The organism is Cytobacillus kochii (genome assembly GCF_020171845.1).
Taxonomy (GTDB): domain Bacteria; phylum Bacillota; class Bacilli; order Bacillales; family Cytobacillaceae; genus Cytobacillus; species Cytobacillus kochii.
This window is the reverse complement of record NZ_JAIVAM010000015.1, coordinates 1-23,133: the sequence shown is the minus strand read 5'-3', so window position 1 is coordinate 23,133 and position 23,133 is coordinate 1. Positions and strand designations below refer to the sequence as shown.

The 23,133-nt window shown below is 37.1% G+C and carries 22 protein-coding genes and 1 other annotated feature; of the genes, 14 read left to right on the top strand and 8 right to left on the bottom strand.

Going from position 1 to position 23,133, the window contains the following annotated elements:
• Positions 1–158 precede the first annotated feature (158 nt).
• The 4 genes from motP (at position 159) to LCM23_RS21785 (ending at position 3,062) form a co-directional block, all read left to right on the top strand.
• Positions 159–980 (top strand): flagellar motor protein MotP, encoded by an 822-nt coding sequence (gene motP / locus LCM23_RS21800; RefSeq protein ID WP_224938772.1) that lies wholly within the window; start codon positions 159–161, stop codon positions 978–980.
• Entirely contained in the window at positions 967–1,713 is a 747-nt protein-coding gene (motS, locus tag LCM23_RS21795; protein ID WP_224938771.1) for a flagellar motor protein MotS, read from the top strand. Before motP ends, motS begins: the two co-directional genes overlap by 14 nt.
• Positions 1,714–1,862: 149 nt before the next feature.
• Positions 1,863–2,507 (top strand): hypothetical protein, encoded by a 645-nt coding sequence (locus LCM23_RS21790; protein WP_224938770.1) that lies wholly within the window; start codon positions 1,863–1,865, stop codon positions 2,505–2,507.
• A gap of 15 nt (positions 2,508–2,522) precedes the next feature.
• Entirely contained in the window at positions 2,523–3,062 is a 540-nt protein-coding gene (locus LCM23_RS21785; RefSeq protein ID WP_224938769.1) for a GrpB family protein, read from the top strand.
• A gap of 28 nt (positions 3,063–3,090) precedes the next feature.
• On the opposite strand, the gene LCM23_RS21780 is transcribed toward LCM23_RS21785, so the two are convergent.
• The gene (locus tag LCM23_RS21780; protein WP_224938768.1) at positions 3,091–3,978 is read right to left on the bottom strand and encodes a LysR family transcriptional regulator; all 888 of its coding nucleotides are present in this window, start codon (positions 3,976–3,978) and stop codon (positions 3,091–3,093) included.
• 148 nt (positions 3,979–4,126) lie between these two features.
• On the opposite strand from LCM23_RS21780, the gene LCM23_RS21775 reads away from it, so the two are divergent.
• A complete protein-coding gene (locus LCM23_RS21775; RefSeq protein ID WP_224938857.1) occupies positions 4,127–5,347 on the top strand; it encodes an MFS transporter in 1,221 nt (406 codons plus the stop codon).
• A gap of 295 nt (positions 5,348–5,642) precedes the next feature.
• On the opposite strand, the gene LCM23_RS21770 is transcribed toward LCM23_RS21775, so the two are convergent.
• Positions 5,643–6,554, bottom strand: coding sequence for a LysR family transcriptional regulator (locus tag LCM23_RS21770; RefSeq protein ID WP_224938767.1), 912 nt, complete (start codon positions 6,552–6,554; stop codon positions 5,643–5,645).
• 118 nt (positions 6,555–6,672) lie between these two features.
• Here LCM23_RS21770 and LCM23_RS21765 point away from each other — a divergent pair, with 118 nt between their 5' ends.
• The 6 genes from LCM23_RS21765 to LCM23_RS21740 all read left to right on the top strand — a co-directional run bounded on the left by LCM23_RS21765 (position 6,673) and on the right by LCM23_RS21740 (position 9,904).
• Entirely contained in the window at positions 6,673–7,227 is a 555-nt protein-coding gene (locus LCM23_RS21765) for a flavodoxin family protein (RefSeq protein ID WP_224938766.1), read from the top strand.
• 2 nt (positions 7,228–7,229) lie between these two features.
• Positions 7,230–7,595, top strand: coding sequence for a cupin domain-containing protein (locus tag LCM23_RS21760; protein ID WP_224938765.1), 366 nt, complete (start codon positions 7,230–7,232; stop codon positions 7,593–7,595).
• A gap of 16 nt (positions 7,596–7,611) precedes the next feature.
• Positions 7,612–8,070, top strand: a complete 459-nt coding sequence (locus tag LCM23_RS21755) for a DinB family protein (protein ID WP_224938764.1) — start codon at positions 7,612–7,614, stop codon at positions 8,068–8,070.
• Positions 8,071–8,500: 430 nt separating this feature from the next.
• Positions 8,501–8,947 carry a DUF6376 family protein gene (locus LCM23_RS21750; RefSeq protein WP_224938763.1) on the top strand — a complete coding sequence of 149 codons (447 nt, stop codon included), beginning with the start codon at positions 8,501–8,503 and terminating at the stop codon, positions 8,945–8,947.
• 52 nt (positions 8,948–8,999) lie between these two features.
• Positions 9,000–9,584, top strand: coding sequence for a hypothetical protein (locus tag LCM23_RS21745; protein WP_224938762.1), 585 nt, complete (start codon positions 9,000–9,002; stop codon positions 9,582–9,584).
• Complete coding sequence (locus tag LCM23_RS21740; protein WP_224938761.1) at positions 9,467–9,904, top strand: hypothetical protein; 438 nt, start codon at positions 9,467–9,469, stop codon at positions 9,902–9,904. Before LCM23_RS21745 ends, LCM23_RS21740 begins: the two co-directional genes overlap by 118 nt.
• 323 nt (positions 9,905–10,227) lie before the next feature.
• On the opposite strand, the gene LCM23_RS21735 is transcribed toward LCM23_RS21740, so the two are convergent.
• The 3 genes from LCM23_RS21735 to LCM23_RS21725 are packed head-to-tail and all read right to left on the bottom strand — an operon-like array spanning position 10,228 to position 12,690.
• Positions 10,228–11,385 carry an acetoin utilization protein AcuC gene (locus tag LCM23_RS21735; protein WP_224938760.1) on the bottom strand — a complete coding sequence of 386 codons (1,158 nt, stop codon included), beginning with the start codon at positions 11,383–11,385 and terminating at the stop codon, positions 10,228–10,230.
• Between the two features lie 5 nt (positions 11,386–11,390).
• Entirely contained in the window at positions 11,391–12,032 is a 642-nt protein-coding gene (locus tag LCM23_RS21730; RefSeq protein WP_224938759.1) for an acetoin utilization AcuB family protein, read from the bottom strand.
• 25 nt (positions 12,033–12,057) lie between these two features.
• On the bottom strand, positions 12,058–12,690 hold the full coding sequence (locus LCM23_RS21725) for a GNAT family N-acetyltransferase (RefSeq protein WP_095372243.1): 633 nt from the start codon (positions 12,688–12,690) through the stop codon (positions 12,058–12,060).
• Between the two features lie 406 nt (positions 12,691–13,096).
• Between LCM23_RS21725 and acsA the strand changes: the two genes are divergently transcribed.
• On the top strand, positions 13,097–14,815 hold the full coding sequence (acsA, locus tag LCM23_RS21720) for an acetate--CoA ligase (RefSeq protein ID WP_224938758.1): 1,719 nt from the start codon (positions 13,097–13,099) through the stop codon (positions 14,813–14,815).
• A gap of 448 nt (positions 14,816–15,263) precedes the next feature.
• Here acsA and tlp read toward each other — a convergent pair whose 3' ends face one another.
• Complete coding sequence (gene tlp / locus LCM23_RS21715; RefSeq protein WP_224938757.1) at positions 15,264–15,509, bottom strand: small acid-soluble spore protein Tlp; 246 nt, start codon at positions 15,507–15,509, stop codon at positions 15,264–15,266.
• 849 nt (positions 15,510–16,358) lie between these two features.
• A complete protein-coding gene (locus tag LCM23_RS21710; RefSeq protein ID WP_224938756.1) occupies positions 16,359–19,277 on the bottom strand; it encodes a transglycosylase domain-containing protein in 2,919 nt (972 codons plus the stop codon).
• 180 nt (positions 19,278–19,457) lie between these two features.
• Positions 19,458–19,681 (top strand) — a binding site (T-box leader).
• A gap of 66 nt (positions 19,682–19,747) precedes the next feature.
• Between LCM23_RS21710 and tyrS the strand changes: the two genes are divergently transcribed.
• On the top strand, positions 19,748–20,998 hold the full coding sequence (tyrS, locus tag LCM23_RS21705; RefSeq protein ID WP_224938755.1) for a tyrosine--tRNA ligase: 1,251 nt from the start codon (positions 19,748–19,750) through the stop codon (positions 20,996–20,998).
• A 151-nt stretch (positions 20,999–21,149) separates the two neighbouring features.
• Here tyrS and LCM23_RS21700 read toward each other — a convergent pair whose 3' ends face one another.
• Positions 21,150–22,538, bottom strand: coding sequence for a sigma-54 interaction domain-containing protein (locus tag LCM23_RS21700; protein WP_224938754.1), 1,389 nt, complete (start codon positions 22,536–22,538; stop codon positions 21,150–21,152).
• Positions 22,539–22,735: 197 nt separating this feature from the next.
• Between LCM23_RS21700 and LCM23_RS21695 the strand changes: the two genes are divergently transcribed.
• A partial coding sequence (locus LCM23_RS21695) for a transposase (protein WP_455738029.1) occupies positions 22,736–23,133 on the top strand: 398 nt, incomplete at its 3' end.

The following is a 23,133-nucleotide window of genomic DNA, read 5'->3' as shown; positions in this document are numbered from 1 at the left end:
TTACAAGGTAATTCTCACTTTTTACATGTTAAGGTAAGAAAAAATGGTCAAGTGAGAAGATAAGTTTCTTTACAGCTAATAAGGAATAACTTGTCTTCACCTCTTGCAAGACTCGCCAATAGGCGAGTTTTCTAATTTCGTCATTAGGGAGAGAGAGAATGAGAAAGTTAGACAAGTTAACACCAGTTGGTTTAATGGTCGGTGTAATCATGATTATCTTTGGAATTGTTGCTTCCGGTGGGTGGACTGGGATTAAGTATTTTTTTGATTTCTCATCCATCTTTATTGTCATTGGTGGGATAGTTGCAGGTCTTTTTATATCCTTCCAAATGAAGGATCTACGAAAGACTTTTATAGTAATGAAAAAAGGCTTTTCTAAAGAAGAGAGGTCAATAGAGAGTCTGATTGAGACTTTTGTTAAGTTAGCAGACCGTGCTAGAAGAGAAGGTATATTATCTTTAGAATTAGAAGTTGTAAATGAACCAAATCCTTTCATCCGTAAAGGTGTGTTGTTGGCGGTTGATGGAATTGAACCAGAAATGATTAGAGATATACTTGATGCCGATATTGATGCAATGGAAGAGCGCCATCGAAAAGGAAGGAATATTATTGAAAAAGCAGGGGATTATGCACCTGCTTGGGGAATGATTGGTACATTAATTGGACTAGTCCTTATGTTGAAAAATATGGACGACCCTTCAGAACTTGGTTCCGGAATGGCAATTGCTCTTTTAACGACTTTATATGGCTCTTTACTAGCAAACCTTTTTTTCAATCCTTTAGCTGCGAAACTGGAATCACAAACGGATGATGAAATTTTTTATAAACAGGTTGTGATTGAAGGGGTAATTGGTGTTCAAACGGGACAGAACCCAACGATTTTACGAGAGAAATTAAGTGTTTACTTGTCCGAAACCGAGAAAAAAGCTATCGAGGAGCGACTAGAGCTAACGGAGGACTTTGAACATGAGGCGCAATAACCGCCGATCTAAAAAAGATAGGAACAATAAAAAGGGTGCTCCCCTTTGGATGGTGACCTATTCAGACCTTGTTACGCTCGTTCTCGTTTTTTTCATCCTTCTGTTTTCGATGTCACAAGTGGATATGACGAAGTTTAAGGCTGTCTCAGATTCATTTAATAAAGTAGGGATATTCCAATCTAGCTCATCAATATTACCTGATGATGGACGTGAATCTGTGCCAGATGAAACAGAGACAGGTACACCACATTCACTTGATTCACTTGTTCAGGAAGTGGAGAGTTATCTAAAATCTAATGGGTTGGAAAATGTGATCACAGCCAATCGAAATGAAAGAGGTGTTGTGCTCGTTCTGCAAGAGCAAGTATTGTTTGAAACGGGCCAAGCCGATCTTATTGAAGATTCATTTGGTTTTCTCGAAAGCTTAGGGGTCATGCTCAAAGAAATGCCTAATCTTATCCGAGTCGAGGGCCATACAGATAATCGCCCAATTGAGACTTATCGCTACCCATCAAATTGGGAGTTATCTTCAGCTCGAGCAAGTAGTGTTATTCGTTATTTAGTGGAGAATAATGAAATAGAACCGTCTCGTTTTACTGCAGTAGGATACGGTGAAACAAGGCCGATTGCCGCAAACAATAGCTCAGAAAATTGGGAGAAAAATCGCAGAGTAGAGGTTATTATTCTTGATCCTGAGTATAAACACAATGAAGCTATGGAATCATCTAATTGATTCTATAGCTTTTTTCACTTTTTTGGTCCCAGAAAAAGCTGTGCATACTCATTATCCTTTAATATTTAACTGATTTTTTCAACCTATAGACTGACTTTAAAACAACGGTCATTTTGTATAATGAAAGAAACGGTAAGGAGGAGAAACGTATGCAAATAAAAGAGCTGACAATATATGTAGGTAATTACAATGAAACGAGAAAATTTTATGAAGAAGTGATGGGTCTAAATGTATATAAAGAATCTCAACAACAGATTACATTTCAGGTTGGTACAAGTCTGTTAACCATTCAAGAGGAGATTGAACAGGCATCTTTTTATCATTTTGCTATTAATATTCCACCTAACTTACTTCAATCAGCGAAAGTTTGGTTAAGTAATAGAGTTAAATTGGCAATGGAGGAGGGGGAAGATGAGGTAGACTTTAAGGAAGCGAAAGCAAAAGCGATCTATTTCGAGGATCCATCCGGTAATATCGTTGAATTGATTGCAAGAAAAACGTCCGCAGTAGCTAGTGAATCACATTTTCATAAGGCTCATTTTTTAAATATAAGTGAGGTAGGTATCGCTACAAACCATATAATAGAGCTTGCTCAGCAATTACAAGATAAAGGAATACCAGTGAGAAACAACGAATCAATTAAACACGAGAAATATTTAAACTTTTTCGGAGAATATGAAGATGGAGTTTATATTATTGTTGCTCCTGTTGGTAGAAGGTGGATTTTCTCAAATAAATACGCTAAAGAAGCACCAATCGTTATTCGAACAGATAGAGGGACTATTCAATCCTAGGAAATGGAGGTAATCATGAGGAAAGTAGAAGTACTTAATTATGATAGACAATGGTCTACGGCCTTTGAAGTAGAGGCACAGAAGTTAAAACGAGTTTTTAAAGATAATATGATAGTCATTTTTCATATCGGTAGCACCTCAGTACCAGGCCTTAAAGCCAAGCCGATTATTGATATATTACCGGTTGTCAAAGATATTGCAGAGGTTGATGATTACTTAATTGAAATGAATGCATTAGGGTATGAAGCAAGAGGAGAGAATGGTATAAGAGGAAGAAGATATTTTCAAAAAGGACATGATAATCGTACGCATCATCTTCATTTTTTTGCAAAAGACAATAAGGAGATTATTAGACATCTTGCCTTTCGTGATTATTTACGGACTCATCCATTAGAAGCTGAAAGATATGGTGCCTTAAAAGAATCGTTGGCCATCAAGCACTCGACAGATATCCATGCCTATATTGAAGGAAAAAATGCTTATGTGAAAAAAGTTGAACAGAAGGCATTGGTATGGTTTGAACAGTTCGGGAATCTTCACCAACATCGGTTTTGAATATATCTTTCTGGATGGCTTTGTATTTTCACCATCCAGAAGAGACATATTGGTCTGTCACAAATTTTTTAAACGTTTTTGTAATGGGTGACATATAACGGCTTTCTAACCAGGCAATACCAATCATACGGAAGCAATGTGGTCGGCTAATTGGAATTTGTATAATCTTACTTTTGTTGATACCTTTCAAATCAGGTAAAACTGAAACCCCAAGCTCTGCAGCAACTAACCCCGCGACTGTATCTGCCTCATCACCTTCAAACGTAATTTTTGGCGTGATGCCTGCATCTAAAAAGAGCCCCTCAACGGTCTCTCTTAAAGAATATCCTTTCTTTAAATGAATGATTGGTTCATATTTTAGTTCTTCGAGTGTAATAGAGTTTTTCTTTGCTAGCCGATGGTTTTTAGGTACGACAGCAAAAAGTTCTTCTTCCCATAACTTCATCCAGCCTACCTGATCATTTTTTTCATTAGGTGCAATAAAACATAAATCAATTTGCCCATTATAGAGTTGTTCTAACATGACATGTGAAGCTCCCTGACTAAGTCGGAAATGTGTCTCAGGGTAAGAATCACGGAATTGTGAAATCATATCGGGGATAATGTTGGTACTTAATGTGTGGAGAAAGCCAAGAGAAATCGTTCCAGTATGCGGTTGAATAAGGTCTTGAATTTCTTGCTTAGCTTCTACATACTCTTGAATCATTTTCTCTACTCTTCGTAAAAAGATAACCCCATAAGCATTAAGGTGAATAGCACGCCCCTGTCTTTCAAATAATGGCACACCTAATTCATCCTCTAGCCTCGCAATGGAACGACTTAATGCAGACTGAGAAATCAATAGTTTCTCTGCTGATTGTGTCATATGTTCAGTTTCCGCAAGAGTTCGAAAATAAAGCAATTGTTGAATATCCATAGACTCACTCTTTTCCATTACAATAATACATTGTTTTTATTATTATAATGCATTATACAAATCGATTCAAAGGTGGTACGCTGTTTAATATTAAAGAATATGTTACAAGACAAGAACTATTCTAAAAGAAAGAAGAGAACATGAATTGATGAACGGTATACAACAAGGTAGCAATCTTTTCAAAAAAGTGAATATCGCATTTTTTGCTGCGGGGTTTAATACTTTTGCCATACTCTATTGCATGCAACCATTACTGCCGGAGTTTTCGAAGATTTTTTCTATTACCCCAGCAGAAGCAAGTCTCTCCCTCTCCCTGACAACAGTAGTTTTAGCGATTAGTATGTTATTTTTTGGGTCTATATCAGAGGTGTGGGGAAGAAAACCGATTATGGTTTATTCCATGTTCATTTCCTCATTTCTGTGTATTTTGACGGCATTTAGTCCTTCTTTTGAGATATTACTTATTTATCGTGTGCTCATTGGTGTGACACTTGCAGGCTTGCCTTCTATTGCAATGGCTTATTTATCTGAGGAAATGAATCCGAAAAGTTTAGGAAAGGCAATGGGCCTTTATATTAGTGGGAATGCCACAGGCGCTGTCTTTGGGCGTGTGTTTACGGGTGTTATTACAGATTACTTCAGCTGGCAAATTGCTATCCTTGGCGTGGGACTGATTGGCTTTATTGCCACAATGTATTTTCAACGAAGTTTACCTGATTCAAAATTCTTTACACCGAGATTATTAAACCTTCGTTCATTATCCCATTCTTTAATTGACCATCTTAAAGATCCAATGTTGTTAGCTTTGTTTTTTATCGGTTTTTTACTATTAGGCAGCAATGTGGCATTGTTTAACTATGTTGGTTATTTATTAATGAGCGAGCCATTTTCATATAGTCATGCAACGATTGGCTGGTTATTTCTTATTTATTTAATCGGTGTAGTTAGTTCTACAATTAACGCAAAACTTGTTCGTTCTTACGGTAAAGAGAAGATGTTAGTTAGTTATTTCACCTTGGCCATAGTAGGTACAGTTTGTACGGCTATACCTCATATCATCGGCATACTTTTAGGTTTATCTATCTTTATATTTGGCTTTTTCGGGGCACACGCCATTGCTTCAAGTTGGGTTGGCCAACGAGCAACACATGACAAAGCACAAGCCTCTTCGCTCTATTTATTTCTTTATTATTTCGGCTCTAGTGTCGGTGGTACAGTTGCTGGATTCTTTTGGTCGCGCTACGAATGGCATGGAGTCATCGGCATGGTTGTCATTTTTCTTATGATAGGATTTGCGCTTGTTGCAAGTCTACAATATATGCAAAAAAACCATGTAGTGTTGAAACAACAGTGGCATTCTTATAAATAAAAATGATTGATGATTGAGCGCTCAATCAAATATTATTATGAGAGTAATAGGCGATAGTAAAAACCCAATCTGATCAAATCGGATTGGGTTTTTTCATATAAGGAAATGATGGACAAGAGTGGAAAAGCAGAAGTGAAAGCCGAGCGATGGTGGTGTTAGCCTTTTCATTAGTAAATTTTGTTTCCTTGCGCAAATTTAGATTGTTTGCGTTACAACTTGTTACGACATTTTTCACATAGTGGAGACGATCATTAAATAGTAACTGCCAAGCTATCGACAATAGGATTAACTCTTATTAATAAGAACCAACAGCTTTTTTTCTCTCCTCTTTAAATACGTTTCTAGTTAAATCAATAAATGCTTGTAGTGGTGGTGTCATTTGTTTGTTTTTATGCCAAGCTATTTGTGTATAGAGTTGAATGTGTTCGTTTGGCCAAATAACTTCTTTTAATTGACCGTTGTGAAGCTCTTTATTGACGACCATGGCGGGAAGAAAAGCCACACCTAGTCCAGCTATTACACATTGTTTAAGGGCCTCTATACTCACAAACTCAATACTGTTATGCAAAAAGACATTTTCCCCCGCTAAAGTCTGCTCCAATAAAGTGCGATAGGCACATCCGATTTCGGTTAAGAGAAATGATTCATTTTGTAAATCTTTTAGGGTAACGCTTGATTTAATTGCATACTCTGGCGCTGCGACCATTTTTAACTCTTCAATTATTAATGTCTCTGTCAGTAAGGTCTCAGGGGTTTTTCTCACATCCATGATAAAGGCAAGGTCGAGTGTACCATCATCTAAAAGTGCTCTTGCTGAATCATCAGAATGGGCAGGTTTAAACGTCAATTTTACATGAGGAAACTGTGATTTAAATAATTGTAAAACTCGTGGAAGTCGGTAAGTACATTGACTTTCTTGTGCGCCAATTGTTAAGGAGGCTGTTCTAAACTGTTTGTCACTTATTTTTTGTAGTGCCTCATCATTTAACCTTAACATTTGGTCAACATACTTCTTGTATTCTTTACCGGTAGCGGTCAAAACAAGTTTTTTTCCCAACCTTTCAAAAAGTGGGTGTTGCAGTTCTGCTTCTAATGCTTTTATTTGAGCGGTTACACTTGATTGCGCAAAATTAAGCATTTTTGCAGTTTTTGTAAAATTCAAAGTAGTGGCCGCTGTTTGAAAGGTCTTTAATTGCTTCATATCCATTTTTTCACCTTCTGCATTGATCGTATTTTTCGATTGATGATATCTATATTATCATCTGTATCTATTAATAGATACAGATTAAACTTAATATGATAGGAAACTAGAGGAGTGAATCGTAATGAATATAGCAGTCATATATGGTGGAACACGTAAAAGCGGGAATACTGAATGGTTGGCGAAACAAGTGATAATTGGGGTGAAAGTTAAGGAATTTCATTTATCTAACTATCAAATAAATGCTATAAAGGATCATCGACATAGTGAAGGCGGTTTTCCTCTAGTGGATGATGATTATCAACAATTAATTCAAGAAATAATGACATATGAAACGTTAATATTTGCTACACCTATTTACTGGTATAGTATGTCCGGTATGATGAAGAATTTTATCGATCGTTGGTCCCAAACACTCAGGGATCCCGAAATGAAACACTTTAAGAAGTGCATGGAAAATAAACAAGCTTATGTCATAGCTGTTGGTGGAGATCAGCCAACGATCAAGGGATTACCAATGATTCAACAATTTCAGTACATCTTTGATTTTATAGGAATGAAGTTTTTAGGATATATATTGGGTGAAGGAAACAAACCGGAAGATATCGAAAAAGATACGAGGGCAATAAATGCAGCAAAAGAAATGAATAAAGTTATTTCACAAGGAAATGAGGCATAAAAATGAACAATCAACCCATTAACATTCAAGAAAAACTAACAAAATTTCATACGTTTTGGTCTCCAAAAGTTGTTGCAGAAATGAATAATTATCAATTGAAGGTCGCTAAATTCTCAGGGGAGTTCGTGTGGCACAAGCATGATCATACAGACGAAGTATTTTTGGTGGTTAAAGGTGAATTAACGATTCGCATGAGAGAAGAAGATGTGGTATTAAAGAATGGTGATTTATTCGTTGTCCCTCAGGGAGTGGAACATTGTCCATATGCAAAAGAAGAGTGCCATGTCATATTAATTGAACCGAAAGGAGTGATTAATACAGGAGAGGTGAAATCATCATTGACGGCTGAAAATGATGTTTGGATTTAAGAAAGGGGGCAAAGTGATGGAATTAAGGGAGGTATTAAAAGAGCAATTAAATGCATCACATCATAAAAATGGTTGGTTTGTTAGTTTGCTGAATAGCATAGTCAATTTGAGTGACGAAGAGGCAAATTGGAAACCGAACGAAGACGTTCATAGTATCCATGAAATCACAACACATCTTCTTTATTATAATGAAAGATACTTGCATCGCTTCAAAGAAGAACCAGTGGATGAACAATCGAAAGAAGATACTTTTCAGTTGGATGAAGGGATAACTTTTTCTCATACGAGAGAGAGGATTCATCATTTATATAATGATTGGAAAAAAAACCTAGAAGCAGCGGATGATTTAGTTATGAATCATGCCAGTGAGGCATTGAGTCATCTTTATTTGCATACGGCGTATCATACGGGTCAAATCATCTTGTTGCGCAAATTACAAGGAAAGTGGGATGCATTCCAAGGAGTGGAAGGCTAAGCTTGATTGGGCTTTAAGCTCATATTTTTCTAATTGAAAACTGTCATCGACTTCTTCTTTCATATGAAGGTTGCAATCAGTTGCAGGTTAAATATGGGCATGGTATAATTGGGAAAACTTAAATATACAACTACCTTTTGTCTAAAGGGGAGTAGCAGTTACAGTAAAGTCGTCAGTACAGGGACTCTCCCTCGGCTTTATTGGCAACATTCGTTGTTTGCGAGACCTTTACCAAGTTTCTTTGGTAAGGGTTTTTGTCGTGCTTTTAAAAAAAGAAAGACTAACTAACTCATTTATGAAGGAGTGAAGACTAATGGCTGTGAAAAAATTATTAAAGAGACTCATTCAAAAAGAAGGCGTGAAGTTTTTGAAGAAAAAAGCAGTGCCAATCATAAAAGAACAGTTAAAGAAAAGAAAGGGTAGATAAGGGATGAAAACAAAAGTTTACCTTGCTGCTTTTGGTATGTTGTTAAGCTTGTCTGCGTGTTCGCCAATTGAAGATACAAAAAATACGTTGGCTTACGTAAATGATGTGGAAGATTATATGAATGAGATTACACAGTTTGCCAACGAATTTCCGGAACAAGCAGAGCAAGCGATAACGGATGAGAATGTTGCAGCATCACTGGAAAAAAATGTAGAGGATTTACAAAATGCCATCGATACAATTGAAAACACTGAAGCACCAGAATTAATTGATAGTCTGCATGCTGAATTGGTGCAACAAAATGAAGCATTATCTACGCAGTTAGTTAAGCTTGAGGAAAGTTTGGAGAAAGGGACATTATCTGAGGCATTTATCGAGGACCAAGAATTTATGCAAACAATTAATGACATCACATCCATTTACAATGAAATTGAAAATCTTGGAGAATAGACGCCCGTGATCCTATTAAGTTAAAACAAGCAGAGACTGGGACAAAACAGAGTTGAGCGCTTCGCAAAAGGGAATAGCAAGTCACTCAGAAGGGAAACCAGAGCTGAGCGCTTGGCAAAAGGGAATAGCAAATCACTCAGAAAGAAAACCAGAGCTGAGCGCTTGGCAAAAGATGTTAGCAGGTCTCTCAGGAACAAAACCAGAGCTGAGCGCTTCGCAAAAGGGAATAGCAAGTCACTCAGAAGGAAAACCAGAACTGAGCGCTTCGCAAAAGGGAATAGCAAGTCACTCAGAAGAAAAACCAGAGCTGAGCGCTTCACAAAAGGGAATAGCAAGTCACTCAGAAGAAAAACCAGAGCTGAGCGCTTCGCAAAAGGGAATAGCAAGTCACTCAGAAAGAAAACCAGAGCTGAGCGCTTCGCAAAAAGGAATAGCAAGTCACTCAGAAGGGAAACCAGAGCTGAGCGCTTCGCAAAAGGGAATAGCAAGTCACTCAGAAGAAAAACCAGAGCTGAGCGCTTGGCAAAAGGGAATAGCAAGTCACTCAGAAAGAAAACCAGAGTTGAGCGCTTCGCAAAAAGGATTAGCAAGTCACTCAGAAAGAAAACCAGAGCTGAGCGCTTCGCAAAGGGAATAGCAAATCACTCAGAAGGGAAACCAGAGCTGAGCGCTTCGCAAAAGGGAATAGCAAGTCACTCAGAAGAAAAACCAGAGCTGAGCGCTTGGCAAAAGGGAATAGCAAGTCACTCAGGAACAAAACCAGAGCTGAGCGCTTCGCAAAAGGGAATAGCAAGTTACTCAGAAGAAAAACCAGAGCTGAGCGCTTCGCAAAAGATGTTAGCAAGTCACTCAGAAAGAAAACCAGAGCTGAGCGCTTGGCAAAAGGGAATAGCAAGTCACTCAGAAGAAAAACCAGAGCTGAATGCTTCGCAGGATTTTTTTCTGCGGGAAAAATAAGAATATAACAGTAAATATAAAAGAATGCGAATCATAATATGTGTTTCTTACTGTCAGCGCCCAGCAAGCTGCTTACACTCTGTTACAATGTTTAGCTACTTCTTCACAAAAGAGAAGAGGTTAGGACAAAAGGTTTGCAGCAACTCAATCAAAAAAGCCGAACTATGATTAGACAAGCTCACACATCGGGAACATGCTACAATAGTTCAGCTTTCTATATTGATAATTTAGCTCATAGATCAATAGGTGATGTTAGTTATGTTACATAACCTTTATCATTACTTAATAACTTCTGTCCCAAAACTTTGCGCCTTACTTCATTTTCATTCATTTTTCCCTCTTATGGGATAAAGCGCTTTTTCCACCGTTTTAGCGTTTTTTTCAGTGATTTCATTTTTTCTTGGAATGGGATTATATATATCCGGTGAATCTTCCCAAGTTTGTGGCAGCTTAAATGGAGATTCCTTTTGCCACTTTTCAATCCAATCAGAAGGTAATGGTCCTGTACCGCTTGAATTTTCAATCATTTCTAACCAAATAAGTGACCAAGCTCTCGGAACTACCCGCCAGATATCATATCCGCCCCCACCAACGGCTATCCATCTTCCCTCACAATATTGATGAGCAAGTTGGTGAGCAAGCCTTGGTATTTCTTTATATATTCTCATTGTTGCCGAAAGATGTGTTAACGGATCAAAGTAATGCGCATCAGCACCATTTTGGGTGAAAATAATATCTGGTTTAAAAAACGCTGCTACTTCTTTAAAGGACGTTTCGTATGCATGTAGCCACGAATCATCCTCTGTAAAAGCGTCTAAAGGTATATTAAAAGAATAGCCATATCCATGACTATGACCTCTTTCGTTAATATTCCCTGTTCCGGGAAATAAGTATCTACCGGTTTCATGGATAGATAATGTACATACATTTGGGTCATCATAAAACGCCCATTGTACACCATCACCATGATGAGCATCCGTATCAATATAAAGGACACGAGCATTATATTTTTCTCGTAAATATTTGATTGCTACTGAGCTGTCATTATAGATACAAAATCCAGATGCCTTACCTCTAAAGCCATGATGAAGTCCCCCGCCTAAATGAAGGGCGTGTTCTGCCTTCCCTTGCATGACATAATCAGCAGCAGTCAATGCGCCTCCAACAAGTAAGCTACTGGCCTCGTGCATTTGAGGGAAAATAGGGGTATCCTCGGTTCCAAGCCCGTAACTCTCTGCCTGCTCTTTTGGAAGCTCATTATTACCTGCTAACTTTACAGCACGAACATAACCTGGATCATGAATGAGTAATAATTCTTCTTCTGTTGCTATTCTAGGTGCAATCATGTGTGTGTCTTTTATCGCATGGATAGATTGTAGTAAATCTAAAGTTAATTTTAGGCGTTGCTGATTAAAAGGGTGCTCAGCATTAAAGCGATAGTTAAGTAATGCATCAGAATATAAAAAAACAGAACGGTCCATGATGTTCACTTCCTTGGATCTATAGGCCAGAGTACAGAATGTCCTTCCTCACGTAATTTGTCTACAAGAGAAAGCGGATTCATTGTTTGGACTCTAAGGACTATAATTTTATAATTACTATCCTCTTTATCTGGATAGACGAGGACACTAAGAATATTGGCTTTTAAATTACGAAATACGGAGGTAACTTCAAATAGCTTACCTGTACGATTAGGCACTCTTACTTCGATTTGTGACCCTGGCTGATGGGCACCTGTTAATTCTACATAAGTATGAAGGAGGTCTGTCTGAGTCACAATGCCGACTAATTGGTTTTCGTTGAGAATGGGCATACAACCGATGCGGTGCTCGTAAAGAGTCGCAGCGATATCTTCTACAAAGTCTAATGGGTGTCCAGAAATAATATCCGTCTTCATAATTCGTTTAATTGGTTGTGAGAGGCCTTCTTTTAATTGAACTGTATCTAGTATAGAAGGCGTCGCATCTCGTATATCTCGATCTGTTACTAAGCCGATTAGGTGATTGGCTTCATCGATAATGGGCAAATGGCGGATTTTTTGATCACGCATGAGTTGGAGTGCATCAGCAATGAGGTGATTTTCCGTAAGTGTAAAGATTTCCTTCTTCATCATTTCTTCAACAATCATTTAAAATCCCCCTTTTTAAGAAAAACTAATACATAAAGCGATTCATAAATCGAAGTTTATCGAACTGTTGAATGGAATCTGTGCTTACCCGATTACCAATCCGGGCCATTAGACAATTAGCAGGATGGGAGCTGATTTCTGGATCATCGGTAGCAAACCAAACAAGTCCCCCGGCATTCATCATCTTTTCCATGATTTTGCGGTACTCCCATACGTTTAAACCAGTTCCTTTTAAGTCCCAATGCCAATAATATTCGGTAGTAATAACAATATAATCTTCCATCGCATCATCCATCATTGATACGCGTAAGATACTTTTTCCTGTACCCGTTCCACGAAAGGCAGGAATCACTTCTATTGCCCCTAGTTCGATGAGATTATTCATTTTCCCTTCTGACCATCTTTCTAACGGGTCTGGATATAAATAAGTCGCATAGCCTACGATCGTATCTCTAAATCTAGCAATAATGATTCTTCCTTCAGGTAATCCAGCAATCTCAATTAAAGCCTTCCTCTGTTGCTCTGGAGGTCTGAAAGCAACAAGATCATGATGAAAGTCATAGGTTTTTAGAACATCGGCAGAAATCGGTCCTTCAATGATTAATTCTCCGTTTGCCGTATTCAATTTCATCGCATTATACGTTTTCAGATGCTGCAATTCATTCACCGCCTAAAACAAGTAATCTTTCTATCTATTATACATAAACTACTGAAGCGCTTTCATATAAAAAACATCAATTTAATGACAATTTAAAATAATATGTAGATTATATAAAAATTTCAATGGAAATACCACTTCAGTTGTAAGAGCAAATCCCTGTAGCTCAGCTATCCTTGCCCATTTCCCTTTAGATGTACGCGGAAATCCCCTTTACTCATCTATCCGTGTTTGGAAAAATCGTATCAATAACACAGAAGGTATCAACTTTTAATGGTTATCCGTTCTTAACTTACAGTTTAATAAGTCTTTATAGATAATTTACTGCCTTATAATTTAAAAAATTGTGAAAAAAAAGTATTTATATTATAATAGTTTAAACAAGTTTAAAGGGGGATAAATAAACATGAAATTGGAAGCGCTGCCAGCAATACAAGGTAACCATAATTTAAAAAATTATGAGGAAGCGTATAATAGTTTTGATTGGACAGAAGCGAAAAAGCAATTTTCTTGGTACGAAACAGGAAAAATGAATTTGGCGTACGAAGCCATTGACCGCCATGCTGAAAGTGATAAGAAAAACAAGGTAGCGCTCTATTATCGTGAAGGTGAGAATAAAGAAAAGTATACCTTTAAAGAGATGAAGGACTTTTCAAACCAAGCGGCTAATGTACTAAAAGCACATGGAGACGTTGAAAAAGGTGATCGCGTATTTGTTTTTATGGGACGGTCACCAGAACTTTACTTCTCAGTTCTTGGCGCAATCAAGCTAGGTGCCATAGTCGGACCACTATTTGAAGCCTTTATGGAGGGAGCAGTAACAGACCGTTTAGAGGATAGCGAAGCAAAAGTCCTTATTACGACTCCTGAACTTTTAGATCGTGTACCCGCTGATAAATTACCAAACTTAAAACATATTTTTGTTGTTGGTGAGAATGTAGAAGAAAATGGAAAATTATTAGATTTCCGTAAATATATGCAAAAGGCTAGTAAAGAATTAGAAATTGAATGGGTAGAACCGACAGAGGGTCTAATTTTACATTATACTTCCGGTTCCACTGGTAAACCAAAAGGTGTGCTGCACGTTCACAATGCAATGATTCAACATTATCAAACAGCAAAATGGGTATTGGACTTAAAAGAAGATGATGTTTATTGGTGCACGGCTGACCCAGGTTGGGTAACAGGAACTTCTTATGGTATTTTCGGACCTTGGTTGACAGGAACCTCTAACCTTATTGTCGGAGGCAGATTTAGCCCAGAAACATGGTACCAGGCGATTGAAGATTATGGTGTTACGGTTTGGTATAGTGCACCAACAGCTTTTCGTATGTTAATGGGCGCTGGGGATGAAGTAGTGAAGAAGTTCAACTTAAGCACTCTACGACATGTGTTAAGTGTAGGTGAGCCATTGAATCCTGAAGTTGTGAGATGGGGAGTGAAAGTATTCAATAAGCGTATTCATGATACGTGGTGGATGACTGAAACGGGTGCTCAACTCATTTGTAACTACCCATGCCTAGAAATTAAACCTGGCTCCATGGGTAAACCAATTCCAGGGGTGAAAGCAGCCATTGTCGATGACCAAGGGAATGAACTACCACCAAATCGCATGGGTAATCTGGCCATAAAAAAAGGGTGGCCATCTATGATGCACACGATTTGGAATAATAAAGAAAAATATGATTCTTACTTTATGCCAGGTGATTGGTATGTCTCAGGTGATTCCGCTTATATGGATGAAGATGGCTATTTTTGGTTCCAAGGAAGAGTCGATGATGTAATTATGACGTCCGGCGAACGGGTAGGACCATTTGAGGTAGAAAGTAAGCTCATCGAACATCCAGCTGTTGCTGAAGCTGGTGTCATAGGAAAACCGGACCCGGTCCGTGGCGAGATTATTAAAGCCTTTATTGCGCTAATCGATGGCTATGAAGCAACAGATGAACTGAAAGAAGATATTCGTCAATTCGTTAAAAAGGGGTTAGCTGCACACGCTGCACCTCGTGAAATCGAATTCCGCGACAAACTACCAAAAACACGTAGTGGTAAAATCATGCGCCGTGTATTAAAGGCTTGGGAATTAGATTTACCTACGGGCGACTTATCTACAATGGAAGACTGATCTTACAACCATACACAAGTCAAATAGATAGAGTAGTAAGAAAGATTTTTGGGTATTTTGAAATGACGGGTCAATGATAGGAGATTCCTCTCTTATTGACTCGTTTTTTAGTATTTGAGGAAAGTTTTTTAGGAAAATAACATTTTATGCTATCTATACATAAAAGGGTGGTTAATAGCTATAATGAATGTTTTCCTTGTTTTAATGGATGATGTTTAAAAGTGGGAATTATTATTTGCATATACGTAAAAATTTGATAAATTAATCTAGCCTCTTTTTTATAACCACAATAGAATGCAAAATAAAATGGCCACAGCCCTATAGAATATAGAGCAATGGCCCCTTACATGTATGTTATTTTCAAGGTCGGCAGTCAATTGTCAGCAATTTTGTTAGAAGTATAAACATCAAATACAATTGCTTCACAATTTTAATTAGTATTTAGAAATTAATTTAAATCATTATTATATTCATTATGCGAAGCTTCATCTTTAATTTCTGAGCGTAAACCGTCGATACTTTTTCTCCGTCTTTCATTTTTATTCACTATTTCATTTTTTTCTTGGGTACTCAACTCTTCTGAGTGAGCTTTAGTGTAGTCCTCAGCTTCATTAATATTCTGAAGAGTATTGTCAATAGTATTTTGAATTTTTCTCACATTATCTGAACGGTTGTCTGGTTTGGCATTCGTCATATTATCCCTCCTAAGATTAATTCTTTCAGTATTTTCTCCTAACACTTCGGAAATATTCTTACTAAGTTTTTTTCGCTACTTTAGGCAATTTATAAATTTCCCCAAATTCCAGTTGATAACTATATGAATTTGAATGGATCATAAATTGATTTATGGTGCCGGTTTTCTAGACTATTTTCGTTAAATATTTAATACAAAAAATTGAATAAGTAGAAATTTGTTTAGAAAAGATAAGATGTAATGTAGTTTGATTTTTAATTGATATGAAGAAGAAAAAATTCTACTTAACTGCTATTACACTCCTCTTAAAAGATTTTAGAATCCTTTCCGTACATCAAAAGGTACTCTCTCTTTCCATTTCATAACCCACATTTTTGATGGCTGCAGTAACGAATCCCTAATTCATTTGCCAACCCTTTAACTTTTAGACCTATTCATATATCTTTTACCCGGTGTTATGTGAAAACTCTCCTATGAATATCTATTAAAACTTTATCCTTTCTTTGCAATAAAAAAATCCCCTCCAAGTAGCATTCTTCCTTCATGGTAAGATGAAGGCTTTTTTGAATATCTACTTTAAGGGGATATTAAACAACTGGTAAACTTTAGTAGTACCACTTCGAGAATGATTTACTTTGTTTAGTTATTTTAGGGTAGTAACAAATGTCATTGTGTTTTTTTCTATAAATTCTTTCTTACATGCCCGATTATCTTGCTCTTTTCGTATTCTTCAGCTTTGATTTTAGACTATCACCAATTAATTCTAATCAAACGGAATTTACACCAGGCGTTTAATTTTGTGCGAATGACATCTCTTTTATTTTAAAAAATGAAATGACCAGATTCCTGCTATTCTTCATCACTCGTATCCGGTTGATCTTCTTCCGCAGGAGGATTTTCTGTTTCACCTTGAGGCTTTTCCTCTTCCGGTTTTTCTTCTGGTTTGCTATCCGTTTCTGTTTCCTTATCTGTTTGTTCCTCTTTAGGCTCGTTTTCTTTTGCTTTTTCTTCTTGTTGTGGCTTCTCTTCTTCCTTCACTTTTCCAACTTGGACTTTGCTTGAAGGAGAAGATTCATTACCGGCAATATCAACTGCTGTAACATGGTATTGACCATTGCCACCTTTATAGCCTAAGGAGTTACCGGCTTTGACACTGGCTACTTTTTTACCGTCTTTATATACACGATAACCAATGACGTCATTTTCAGGATGTTGCCCCCAAGTAATGGAGTTACCTAATGCTTTAGCATTTGGTGCAGCTGGCTTTTTGCCATTTTCACTCATTTTATCGGCTGCAACGAGTACTTTAGCCCATTTATCCCTTTTCGGTAATAAGTCACTTGGATTCGCTCTAATGCCAAATAGTTTTTCAATATAATCGGCATCTATGACCATACCAGGATCAGAAAATTCCGCTGGTGTGGATTCAAGTGCCAAATACTTTTTATCCCCTATATGGACAATTCTACCAGTTCCAAGACTATCATCTGATTTAGACGGAACGTATTTTGCATTAAAGATGTCAGTATCAACAAGTCCTGCTTCAGAGCAAGCTTGAGAAGGGATTAAACCACTAATTGCACAGAATGAGCGACTGACTATACCATCAGGTCGTTTAAAGGTTTTATCTGGCTTCATGAGTTCAGGATTTACATCATAAGCAGCGTTCATCAAATCAGCCCATAAGTAATTATTACGTGCGCTATAAGATAAACTACCACTTGCTTTTAGAGACTTAGGCGTATCGTAGCCACTCCATAGACCAGCGGTTACATTTGGGTTAGACGCGACAAACCAAGCATCTTCAAAGTTATTACCTGTCCCTGTTTTTCCTGCCCAATCGGCACTAAATTTTAAACGGTTTTTAACAGCAGTGGCTGTCCCACTATTAATAACCCCACGCATTACATCTATTGTTAAGTATGCTGTTTGTGGAGTAAAGACTTCTACTTCCTTCGTTTCATGTTCGTAGATGACATTGCCTTCCTTATCAGTAATCTTATCAATCATATAAGCATCTACGAATTTACCGTTATTAGCAAATGTTGTAAATGCATTCGTATTTTCCTCAACGGAAACACCATTTGTTAATGAACCTAATGCAGCTGATCTATTCGTTTTATCTTCTGCGGTTAATGTGGTTATACCCATCTTTTCAAGATATTGTGCCGGATTTTGGCTCAAAATATCGGTATAAAGTTTAACGGCTGGTACGTTATAAGATTGTTCAACGGCATACCTTGCTGAAACTAAACCATGGTAGGTAAAAGAATAGTTTTTTGGCCAATAGTCACTTGAACCAGGATTTAAGCGCAGTGGCACATCGGGAAGAATACTTCCTGGTTGTGCTGCACCAAGTTCGAATGCAGGACCATATACAAGTAATGGTTTCATGGTTGAGCCGTTTGGTCTTAAAGTATCGGTTGCATGGTTAAGGTCTTCATTTAAGGATACACCCTTGCCACGACCACCAACAAAGCTCAGAATTTTCCCTGTACTGTTTTCAATAAGTTGCCCCCCAACCTCCACTGGTTCCATTACTTCTTTTTCTTCACCATCGATTACATAGGTTGCACTTTTGGCAGGCCCGTAGTTAGGATAATCTTTAACAACTTTTTGCCAAGCTTCATAAATATCTTTATCAATAGTTGAGTGGACATGATAACCATTCTGTCTTAATGCTCGATCAGCTAAAATAAGATATTCGTTTTTAAGGTCACCAGTTAAATCAGCTTCTTCATATCCATCTTGTTCTGCTAAGATGGATGCTAAAAGTTCTTTGGCACGGTCTTGAATTTCATAAGTTAAATAAGGGTATTTTTCAATCGCATCATCATTTTTCGGTTTTCTAAAGTCAGCAACAATATCATACTCACTAGCTTCTTTATATTCTTTTTCAGTAATTCTTTCATCATCGTACATTCTCTTAAGTACGACTTTCATACGATCAATGCCTGGTTGTAGAGACTCCTCATCCTTCAAGCCACCACCTTGTTGGAATGGTGTATAACCAAAAGGTGACTGAGGCATACCAGCAATGAAAGCTGCTTGCGGAATAGACACATCTTTAGCATCAACACCAAATAAACCTTGGGCAGCAGCCTGAACGCCAGCGATATTTCTACCTTCCGCATTGCGGCCAAAAGTAGAGACATTTAAATAAGCTTCAAGAATGTCCTCTTTATCGAAATAATTCTCTAACCTTAATGCGAGTAAGATTTCTTTTGCTTTTCGATCAAAAGAAACTTCGTTTGTTAAGATCTGGTTTTTTATCAGTTGCTGAGTTAATGTACTTCCTCCAGATTGAGTAGAGGCGTTAGTTACTTCTTGAAACAGTGCACGTAGGATAGCTTTTGGTACCACACCTTCGTGCTCATAAAAGTACTCATCCTCTGTGGCAATAACAGCATCTCTCAAATATGGTGAAACATTTTCTAGCTTCACTTCTTCTCTTTCAAGGTCCGTTCTTACATTCCCTAAATATACATCACCAGCGAAATATAATTTTGAGGTTTCCTCATAATTATAGATATCTTTTTGCATATTTTCATAAGAACGAAGGGGTTCATCTTTAACAAGAGAAGCAAAATAGCCAATACCTGTGGCACCTGCAAATGCCCCACCTAAAATAACGGTAATGGCAAGTATTAATAATAAGTTCCATATAACTTGATATGTAATACGTGCGCCTTTTTTGGTTTTATTATGAGTTAAAAAACCGAACGCGGCTTTTGCTTTTTCTATTATCTTGCTGAAGGTTTCATTCATTCGTTCATCCCTCCTAAAATCAAATACATTATAGCATAACCTAACAGGTAATATGACAAGGTTCGTCATAAAGTACAAAATTCATATTTTTCCTATTATGATAAAAAAAAGTTGAAAAAAACGTCATATTGACATTGGTTATTCTTTTATGATAAAAATGCATTATTACGATTCAATTTAATATTAGCGTTGATGGGTCATAAGTAGTCATTCTATCCCTGTTTTCAGAAAGTCGACGGTTTGCTGTGAGTCGATACAAATAGAAGTGCGAAATACCTCCCGGAGCTTTTACTGCGAATGAATATATCTAGTAGTAGTAAACGGTATTTCCGTTATCAGTGAAGAGTGGAGAATAAGGGTGTTCTCAAACTGGGTGGTACCGCGCAAAGAAATGCGTCCCTGCAATAAGCAGGGGCGTATTTTTTTTTGGATAATAGTTTATCTTTTATGAAATAAAGGAGGAAAAGTGAATGAATTTATTAGAAGATTTACAGTGGAGAGGCATTATTTATCAACAAACAGATGAAGAGGGGATGAAGGATCTTTTAGAAAAAGAAAAGATTTCCTTATATTGTGGGATGGATCCGACTGGTGATAGTATGCATATTGGTCATTTATTACCCTTCTTAACATTGAGGAGGTTTCAAAATGCTGGGCATCGTCCGATTGTGTTAGTAGGGGGGGCAACAGGGTTAATTGGTGATCCCAAGGCGACAGAAGAAAGAACACTGCAAACGATTGAGAAAGTACAAGAAAATGTTGCTTCTTTATCACAGCAATTAGAACGTATTTTTGATTTTGAAGGAGATAATGGAGCGACGTTAGTCAATAATTACGACTGGACATCGAGTATGAATATTGTCACTTTCCTCAGGGATTACGGTAAACATATTGGGGTTAACTATATGTTAGCTAAGGATACGATAGCTAAAAGATTAGAATCAGGCATTTCTTTTACGGAATTCACTTATACGATTTTACAAGGGATGGACTTTAAGCATCTTTATGAAAATCATCAATGTAAAATTCAAATTGGCGGCAGTGATCAGTGGGGAAATATTACAACTGGGCTTGAGCTTATCCGTAAAATGGTTGGAGAAGGTGCGAAAGCATACGGTATGACCATTCCGCTTGTGACAAAAGCTGACGGTACGAAGTTTGGGAAAACAGAAGGTGGAGCCATTTGGCTAGATGCCGAAAAAACATCACCTTATGAGTTTTATCAGTTCTGGATTAATACGGCAGATGCAGATGTTATTAAATACTTGAAATACTTCACCTTCCTATCACGTGAAGAAATCGAAGCTTTGGAAGTAGCTGTCCAAGACGAGCCTCATTTACGTAAAGCCCAAAAGGCATTAGCAGAAGAAATGACGAGACAAATACATGGTGAAGCAGCATTGAACCAAGCGTTGAAAATTACTGAAGCCTTATTCAGTGGACAAATTAAAGAGTTAACCGCTGCGGAAGTAAAGGAAGGATTTAAGGATGTTCCTTCTTATCAACATACTGGAGAGGGCAATATTGTTGACTTGCTCGTAGAGGCTAAAATTTCGCCTTCTAAAAGACAAGCGAGAGAAGACGTAACGAACGGTGCAATCTACATTAACGGTGATCGTATGCAACAGGTTGATTATCAGTTGAGTGAGCAAGATAAAATAGAGGGTCAATTTACAGTTATTCGTCGCGGTAAGAAGAAATATACATTAATTCAATATTAAAATGAAGTAGCCTATTTCTAATCTGAAAATTAGAGATAGGCTACTTTACTTAGGTAATCAGTGCATCTGTTTTTTTTTAAGTCTATTAAGTGTAGCATGCGTGTTAGATTCAGCGGTGCACGAAAATAATGAGTAAAAAAGCAAATAGAAGCTATAGCTCTCTATTTGCGCGATATTTCTTTAGCTTCCTAGCAGCAGATGCTTGGCTAATTCCTAGTAATTCAGCTACTTTATAGCTTGAGGGATATTGTTTATACGTATGTAAGAGAATATGTTTTTCAATTCTTTCTAGTCTTTCTTTTAAGCTTTCATTATTCTTTAGTAGTGGTAAGTCAATGAGGTCTGGTTCAATTTGCTTGTTTTTAAAGAGTGCTTGGGGTAGGTGACTTGGGTAGATAATGACAGAATCAACTGTTAAGACAAGTCTTTCTATTAAATTCTCAAGCTCGCGCACATTTCCTGGCCAATGATACTCTGTTAAGTATTCGTAAGTCTCATTATGAAGCTCTTTCTCCATATGATATTTATTGTTCATGATGGACAGATAATGACTTACTAAAAAGATGATGTCTTCTTTCCGTTTTTTTAAAGGGGGAATTTCAATGGGAATCACATTGATACGATAGTAAAGATCAAGGCGAAAATCACCTTTATTGACCATTTCCTCTAATGGGCGATTCGTTGCTGTAATCAGTCTGAAATGACTCGTTCGATCTGTATTACTGCCAACTCTTTTAAACGTCTTTTCTACAAGTACTTTTAATAATTTGACTTGTAAAGATAACGATAATTCTCCAATCTCATCTAAAAATAATGTACCATGATGTGCTTGTTCAATTAAACCCTTTTTCCCATGCTTATGTGCCCCAGTGAAGCTCCCTGGTTCATAGCCAAAAAACTCCGTTTCGAATAAACTTTCTGGAATAGTACTGCAGTTTACCTCAATGAATGGTTCGTTTTTTTCTTTACTTAGTTGATGGATTTTTCTTGCCCACATACTTTTTCCAACACCAGATTCACCTAATAATAAGACGGTTGCGTTTGTATTGGCTACCCGATGAATCGTTCGTTTGATTTCTTCCATTTTTTTATTACGATATTGGGCATTTTCTTGTTCTCTAAGTGCTTTTACGACCTGCTGATAATTTTTGATTTGTCGCTCTAGCTCTTTATATTGTAGATGAAGTTTATTTATTTCCGTTTGATCTTGAGCATAGCTCACTACGAATTGTATTTGATTGTTAGTATCAAATATTGGATAGGCGGTAGTCATAATGATTTTTCCTGTTAGCGTTTGCTGCATCAGTTCTACTTGTTGTTTCTTTTTTATTACTAATGCTGTAATTGAAGGGTTAAATACGCCTTTTGCCTCTAATTCATAAACTGTTTTACCTAAGCAATCTTCTTGCTTTACACCATAAACAGACCAATGTTTTGGATTGAAATATAAGATTTCGCCTACGCCATTTGTAATTGTAATATTATTATTGGATGTGAGAACAATCGTTTCTATTATGTGATGAAGTGATGAATTTTCCATATAAAAAACTCCTTTGCATAAAAACCTTTCTTTAATTATACAATAATTCAAAATTTAATTAATAATTAATTTATTAATTAAAAAAGTCAAAAATGAATTATTACATTCATTAATCATGGCTGTTTTCGTATAGATTGTTGCTTTCTTGACCATACTTATAAAGGGTTGATAAATGGGGTTTAAGGAGGCGTTCAAGTATGTGGAAAGATGTATATGAAGAGTTCAGCGAACTAACCAAATCAGAGCAAATGGCTTTATTTAATGCTATGAAACAGGATTTATTTCCAGACGAACCAGATAAGATTAATAAACTACTCAAAAGCATTCGTGAAGCCCGATTTGCTTCTGGTTTAGGGTGCGTTCATTGTGGAAGTACATCTGTAAAAAGAAACGGTAAATATCGTTCAAGACAACGCTATCTGTGTAATGATTGCGGAAAGTCCTTCAACGATATGACGAATACACCATTTTCAGGGTCTCGCTACCCTGAAAAGTGGATAAAATACATTGAACTAATGGTCGAAGGTTACACCCTACCGAAAATCGCTGAACGCTTAAAAATTCATATATCAACTGCATTCTATTGGAGACATAA